4 protein-coding genes are annotated in these 7,151 nt (G+C 61.9%); all 4 read left to right on the top strand.

Annotated elements, in window-relative coordinates:
- On the top strand, positions 1–2,351 hold a 2,351-nt coding region (locus AX724_RS01360), incomplete at its 5' end, for a LuxR C-terminal-related transcriptional regulator (RefSeq protein WP_066762721.1).
- An 83-nt stretch (positions 2,352–2,434) separates the two neighbouring features.
- Entirely contained in the window at positions 2,435–3,364 is a 930-nt protein-coding gene (locus AX724_RS01355) for a 3-keto-5-aminohexanoate cleavage protein (protein ID WP_062731510.1), read from the top strand.
- Positions 3,364–4,458 (top strand): CaiB/BaiF CoA transferase family protein, encoded by a 1,095-nt coding sequence (locus tag AX724_RS01350; RefSeq protein WP_066762702.1) that lies wholly within the window; start codon positions 3,364–3,366, stop codon positions 4,456–4,458. Before AX724_RS01355 ends, AX724_RS01350 begins: the two co-directional genes overlap by 1 nt.
- Positions 4,459–4,746: 288 nt before the next feature.
- Positions 4,747–7,128, top strand: a complete 2,382-nt coding sequence (locus AX724_RS01345; protein ID WP_066762699.1) for a TonB-dependent receptor — start codon at positions 4,747–4,749, stop codon at positions 7,126–7,128.
- Positions 7,129–7,151: the final 23 nt, after the last annotated feature.

The raw sequence follows: 7,151 nt of genomic DNA, 5'->3' as shown, positions 1-7,151 counted from the left end.
CGACGATGGGCAGCGTAAAGCCGGTTATCATTGTGGATGACGCGCAGTTTCTGGCAAAGCCGATTCTGGAGTTTCTGGCGCAACTATCGTCGAGCGCGCGCGACGCATTGACCATCATCATCGCCGCACGCGGTACGGTCGGCCTGTCGCTGGCGCGTATGCGTGCGCTCGGATTTCTGGTCGAAGTGGGCGTCGCCGATCTGTCCTTCACCTTGGCGGAAGCGACGGAACTGGTCACGCGGTCTATCGGGACGCCGGTGGATTCGCGCGAACTTCAGGACATTGTGGGCGATACCCAAGGCTGGGTTTCCGGTATCGTTATTGCCTGCGATCTCTATCGCCGCACCAGCGACAGCGCGGCCAAGCTCCGGCTGACTGGCCTGCGCCCAGAATTTGCCGAGTATTTCCATGATGAAGTGTTAAGTTTGCAGCCGGACGACGTCCGCCGCTTCCTCGTCGACACCTCGATCCTCGATGAATTGACGCCCTCCGCTTGCGCTGCGGTAACCGGCGACGAAAATGCGCGCGCGATGCTGGACCATGTCTTTCGTGAAGGCCTGTTTCTGAACGCGATTGATCAGGAACATAGCCGCTATGCCTATCACCGGTTGTTCCGCGAAATGGTGTTGGGCCGGCTGATCGATCGGGCACCGGACCGCGCTGCTGTCATGCATCGACGGGCGAGCGAATATTTTGCCGAAGCCGGCCAGCTTGCCCTGGCGATCGAACATGCGCGGCTGAGCGGGGACAAGGCTTTTCTCGCCGACCAGTTGGATCGCTTGGCGGAGGGACTGACCTATTCGGGCTATCTCTACCGCATCGACGAACTCGGCGCGGAACTGCCCTGGCCGATCCTGGCCGAACGGCCTAATCTGCTCCTGGCGCTGGCCTGGAGACGCATCCGCCAACTGGCCTTTTCCTCGGCTGACAGGCTGATTTCCGCCGCGCGGCAGGCCTGTGAAGCGAAGCGCGAGGCCCAGTCCCTGCCCGCGCACGAAATCGAGCAACTGGACCTGCTGATCCGCCATCGCTTCGTCATGCTTGCGGCGGCGCGAGACGACATGGTCAGGGTCGAGGCCGATTCGGAGCCGCTGCTCGCCGAACTGGCCGACAGCCATGCCTATCTCAGCTGCACCTTGCTGGCGCAGCTCATGTCGGCGCGGCGCGAACTTTATCATTTTCAGGACATGCTCAAGCTGGAGGCGGAAACCAGCCGCGCGCTGTCGCGTCCCGGCTCGGCCTTCGCATCCATCGCCCTGAAGGCCTCGGTCGCGCCGACCATGATGGCGCAGGGCAAGATTCCCTTGGCGCGACGCTTTCTGGAAGAGGCCTTCGCGTTAGCTGTTGAAATCCATGGCGCAGGTTCCGGTCTGGCCGCGCTGCCCGCGTTGCCGTTGGCCGAACTGCTCTATGATGCAGGCGACCTTGAACAGGCGGCGGAACTGGCGGACCAGTATCTGCCAGTCGTGCGGCAATGGGGATTTTCCGATCAGATGGCGTCGGGCTATCTGGTCAGCGCGCGCCTGCGGGCGGCAAGGGGCGATCTGCCCAGCGCGCTGTCGACGCTTAACGATGCCCATCTCGTGGCGATCGAATGTGGGCTTGATCGTCTGCGCTCCTTCATCGTGGCTGAAGAGGTGCGGCTTTTGATCAAGGCGGGGCAGATCGACGAGGCGGAGCAGCATTTCCTGGCGGGCGATCCGCAACTGGACGGCGAACCCATTCCCACCCTGCACCCGACGCGGCGCAATGAGAATATCGCGATTGCCTGGCTCAGGATCGAGATGCAGCGCCATCGGCTGGGCCGAGCGCGCAAGGTCGCCTATCGGTGGCTGGAATTCGTCAAACGCGCGGGAGCGGTCCGGTCCGCCGTGATCTTCGAATTGCTGCTGGCGGAAATCGCGGTGCTTCAGGGCAACCGGTCCGAGGCGCGCAGGGCCGTTCGCGCTGCCGTAGAGATGGCCGAACCGGCCGCCTGGGTGCGGGTCTTCGTCGATGAGGGAGAAGTCATCGCGTCTCTCATCATCGAAGCCTATTCGCAGGGGCCGGAACTGGAAACGCCCGCTGATCGCTTCGCCGTCCGCCTTGTGTCGATGTTGAGGCGGGGACCACAGATCGAAGCGGACGAAGAAGATGAGGATGATTTCGGCCTGACCGGGCGCCTCGCCAACCGGGAAGTCGACATTTTAACGATGGTGAGCGGAGGCCTGCGCAACCGGGAAATCGGCGACCGTCTCGGCCTGACCGAAGGCACCGTCAAATGGTATATGCAGCAAATCTACGACAAGCTGGGCGTGCGCCGTCGGCCGCAGGCGGTTCTGCGGGCGCGGCAGCTCGGCATCCTGCCCTGAAGCGCACGCCATATCCTATCGAAGGATAGATTGCACCGTTCGCGCAACCTGCGACCGGCGCAATGTGCGCGAAAGGAAATATCATGGCAAAACGCAAGGTCATCATCAGCTGCGCGATTACAGGCGCAATCCACACGCCCTCCATGTCGCCCTATCTGCCCGTGACGGCGGAGGAGATCGCGGCATCGGCGGTCGGCGCGGCGGAGGCGGGCGCCGCCATCATCCATCTCCATGCGCGCAATCCCGTCGATGGGCGGCCGGACCAGAATCCCGACCTGTTCGAACCCTTTCTTAAAGTCATTAAGCAGCGTACCGACGCCGTATTGAACCTGACAACGGGCGGGCACCCCTCCATGACGGTGCAGGAACGGATCCGTCCCGCCCAAACTTTCGCCCCGGAAGTGGCCAGCCTCAATATGGGGACTATGGGCTTTGGTCTGTTCCCGATGCTGGATCGCTACAAGTCGTTCCAGCATGACTGGGAACCCGCCGCGCTCGAAGCATCGCGCGACCTGGTGTTCAAGAACACCTATGCCGACATCGAACATCTACTGACCACATTGTCGCCGCTGGGCACGCGCTTCGAATTCGAATGCTATGACACCAGCCATCTCTATAACCTGAAATATTTTCTCGATCGCGGCCTCGTCAAGGCGCCGCTGTTCATCCAGACCTGCTTCGGCATATTGGGCGGCATCGGCAGCCACCCCGACGATATCATGCATATGAAGCGAACGGCCGACCGGCTGTTCGGCGACCAATATGAATGGTCCGTGCTGGGGGCCGGTGCGCGTCAGATGAGCATTGTCGCCATGGCGGCGTCCATGGGTGGCAATGTCCGTATCGGTCTGGAGGATTCGCTGTGGGGCGGCCCGGGCCGGCTCGCCGAGACCAATGCGGAGCAGGTGAAGACTGCGCGGCAGATCGTCGAAGGCATGGGTCTTGAAATCGCCACGCCCGATGAGGCGCGTGCCATGCTGGACCTCAAGGGCGCGGACCGGACGAATATCTGATGACGAAAAAAAACGGGCCCCTGACCGGTATTCGCCTGCTGGAGATCGACGCGATCGGCCCCGTACCGCTCGCTGCGATGCTGTTGGCCGATATGGGCGCCGAGATCGTCCGCATCGCCCGGCCGCCATCGGTCGCGGCGGGGGACTGGGATGATGTCGGTGGGGACATCCTGCACCGCAGCCGGGTCGTGACCTATCTCGATCTCAAGCAGGACGCGGATCGGGAACGGTTGCTCGCATTGATCGAGCGGGCGGACGGGCTGATCGAGGGATACAGGCCCGGCGTCATGGAACGCCTCGGCGTTGGCCCCGATGTCTGCCTGGCGCGCAATCCGCGGTTCGTGTTCGGGCGGATGACGGGCTGGGGCCAGTCCGGGCCGCTTGCGCTGCGGGCCGGCCATGACATCAATTATCTGTCGATCACCGGCGCGCTCCACGCGATGGGAGAGCGACAGGGTACGCCGCCAGTACCGCTCAATCTGGTAGGCGATTATGGCGGCGGCGCCATGTTCCTGATCTTCGGACTGTTGAGCGCACTGCTGGCGGCGCAACGGACGGGCCGGGGGCAGGTCGTCGACGCCTGTATCACGGATGGCGTCGCGTCGTTGATGAGCTTATTTTACGCATGGCAGCCCAAGGGTTTGTGGGAAGATGCGCCCGGCTCCAATTTGCTGGATGGTGCGGCGCCCTTCTACCGCTGTTACGAATGCGCCGACGGACGGCACGTCGCGGTAGGATGTCTGGAGCCGAAATTCTTTGCCCAGATGGTGGACGGATTGGGTCTCTCCGACAGATGTTATGACCAGAACGACCGCGAAGGCTGGCCCGCGATGCAGGTTGAATTTGCCGCGGCATTTCTGGCCAAGAGCCGGGATGAGTGGGCCGCTCTATTTGCTGCGAGCGACGCTTGCGTGACGCCGGTTCTGTCAATGGAGGAAGCGCCCCGGCACGCGCATAATGAAGCGCGGGCGACTTTCGTACAGCGTCATGGAGTGGTCCAGCCATCGCCGGCGCCCCGCTTGTCTCTCGACGCGGGTGCCATTGGCGAGCCGTCCGTCGCGTCGGCGGCGGACCTGATCGCGGCTTGGTCTTAAGGCGCGGATCGCGCCAGGACAGCGGCATTCGCCTCCGTAGAAAACGTGCTTGGATCAGGGCGGGGCGTTCGCCGGGTCGCTGGCTATGTCGAACGGCAAGACCGGTGCGCGGCGGCTTGTCGCGCCACTGCGGTGCAAATACCACATCCAGATCAATTACATCCGATCCATAGAAATCCTGTCCAGCGATAGGTGGTAAATTGCGACTAATGTCGATTTTGCCACAGGCGACCAGACCTGCGCCGCACGCAGGTCGCACGGGAAAACTAATTGATTGGGAGGATTTTTATGCGATTGGCCGCACTGAAATTGGCATTGGTTGCGAGTGCCGCAGCGGTGGCATTTCCCTCATGGGCGCAGTCCGTCGCTTCGCCCGCGCCGCAGGCGGATAGTGCGAATGCCGGTGACATAGTTGTCACGGCTCGCCGCCGGGAAGAACGACTGCAGGACGTTTCGGTTTCCATTTCCGCTTTTTCATCAGAGGCGCTGGAGCGCAGCACCGTCCAGACGGTAAGCGACGTTAAAACGATCGCCCCCGGCTTCACCTTCTCCTCCGAAGGGGGCAAGGACAATGTCGCGCTGACCCTGCGCGGCATTGGCCAGTTGCCCCTGGGCGAGGTGACTCCCGGTGTTGTCATCTATCTCAACGACACCCCTTTGCCTTCGGTCGGCTCGAACGTCCCGACCTATGACATTGGCAGCATTCAGGTGCTCAAGGGGCCTCAGGGGACGCTGTTCGGCCGCAACACTTTGGGCGGCGCGGTCGTGATCGGCAGCCAGAAGCCGAGCTACGCCTTCGAAGGCTATGTCGAGGGCACCTATGGACGGTTCGATTATCGCGAACTCGAAGGCGCGGTGAATATCCCGATTATCGAGGATAAGGTCGCTTTCCGCGCTGCAGGCCAGATCCGTCGTCAAGACCCCCGGACGATCGCCTTCGACGGCGGCCCGGGATTCGACAATATCCATCAGGACGCCTACCGGTTCTCGCTGCTGGTCGAGCCGTTCGAGGGCCTCAAGAGCACCACCATCTATGAATATTTCAAAGGCGACGAACTCGCCGGCGGTCTCTATCTGCTGCGCGAGAATTTCCCCTTTGCCGCGCTGGGCCTGGGGGTTGTCGAGCCACAGGTGCAGGCAGCTTTGCAGGCACAGAAAGCCAATCGTCGCGGGTCGTTCGACGGCGGCATCAACGGCGGCGCGGCCTATCGCAAGACCAGGGCGATCACCAATGACACGTCCTTCAGCTTCGGCGATCTGACGCTACGCAACATTTTCGGTTATCGAAAGAACTACAGCTATCAGCTGATCAACACCGGCGGGCTGCCGCAACTGCAAATCCCCACGGGTCTGCCGTCTCCCGCGCCCTCGGCCGTGCCGTTTACCCTTTTCACGGCGTCTTCCGTGCTGGATCGGCAATATCTAACAAATGAAACCCAGTTGCTAGGCGATTTTGGCTCGTTCAACTTCATCGTCGGCGCCTTCTTTAATAATGATAAGTCCGATGGTCCCAGTGGATCGCAGTTCACGGCATTTTCGGTGGGCGGCGTCCCGGCGCCTGCGGTGACGGCCCACGTCCGCAACAAGAACTGGGCGGTCTATGGCCAGATCGGGTATGAATTCACCGACAAGCTGAAGCTCAATCTCGGCGCTCGCTACAGCTGGGACAAGGTGTCGGCCTGCGGCGGCACCATCGGCACGACCTATGTCGACGAATCCACCTGCCTCAGCACGGCGGCCCTCAATCTGGCCGACGGCGTCGGCACCGTATCCAACAAGGGCGAGGAGCCGAGCTGGACCATCGGCCTCGACTATAAAGCGACCCCGGACTGGCTGCTCTATATCGTGTCGCGACGGGGCTATCGGGGCGTCAATGTGAACACGCCGCTGTTCGAAACACCCTTTACCACGGGCGGCACGAATCCGGCCTGCGTGGCGACCGGAGGCGTCTGCGCAGACCTTCGTCCCTTCCAGAAGACGGGTGAGGAAACAATCACCGACGTCGAGATCGGCTCCAAATATGACTATCATGTCGGGTCCGCGCGTGGGCGCCTGAATCTGGCCGCCTATTACAGCAAATATAAGAATGCACTTCAGTTCCTGAACACGCAGACGACCGTTCCGAACGGCACGCCGGATTCGCCGACCAACGGCTCCCTGGCCGCGAATGTCGCCGATCTGCGGATCTGGGGTGTCGAACTGGAGGCGTCCATCAGCCCCGTGCGCAGCCTCACCGTCGGTTTTAATGCCGCCTATACCAATGTGAAGGTGGAAAGCCTGACCGTTCCTGCCGGACTGCCTTCGACCATCGTGCTGGGCGAGGGCCAGATCAACAAATATTCGCCCAGTTTCTCCGGCACGGCCAGCGTGAGTTGGACACTGCCGATCCGCCCGGCAGACGGCGATGTGGTGGTCAACGCCGACCTGTTCATGACCGACGATTTTGGCGGTCAGAATGGCGAAAAGCTGCCGGGTTACCAACTTGCCAACGCGCGTTTGGATTGGCGCGGGATAGGCGGTACGGGCCTTGATCTGGGCATTTATGTGAAGAACCTCTTCAACGAGAAATATGTCTCGGCTTCCAGCGTTCTTCTGCCGTCCTTCCCAACCAGTTCGGTCTATGCCGGCGATCCGCGGACGTGGGGCGTCACGGCCAAATACACGTTCTGACGCGCCCGTGAGAGGGGAGGGGT

It is taken from the genome of Sphingobium sp. CCH11-B1, assembly GCF_001556865.1.
Lineage (GTDB): Bacteria > Pseudomonadota > Alphaproteobacteria > Sphingomonadales > Sphingomonadaceae > Sphingobium.
This window is presented reverse-complemented; position numbering and strand designations above follow the sequence as displayed.

Bases quoted from the DNA above. Each gene is read 5' to 3' on its own strand.
- AX724_RS01355 (WP_062731510.1), top strand. From the start codon at position 2,435: ATGGCAAAACGCAAGGTCATCATCAGCTGCGCGATTACAGGCGCAATC.
- AX724_RS01350 (WP_066762702.1), top strand. From the start codon at position 3,364: ATGACGAAAAAAAACGGGCCCCTGACCGGTATTCGCCTGCTGGAGATC.
- AX724_RS01345 (WP_066762699.1), top strand. From the start codon at position 4,747: ATGCGATTGGCCGCACTGAAATTGGCATTGGTTGCGAGTGCCGCAGCG.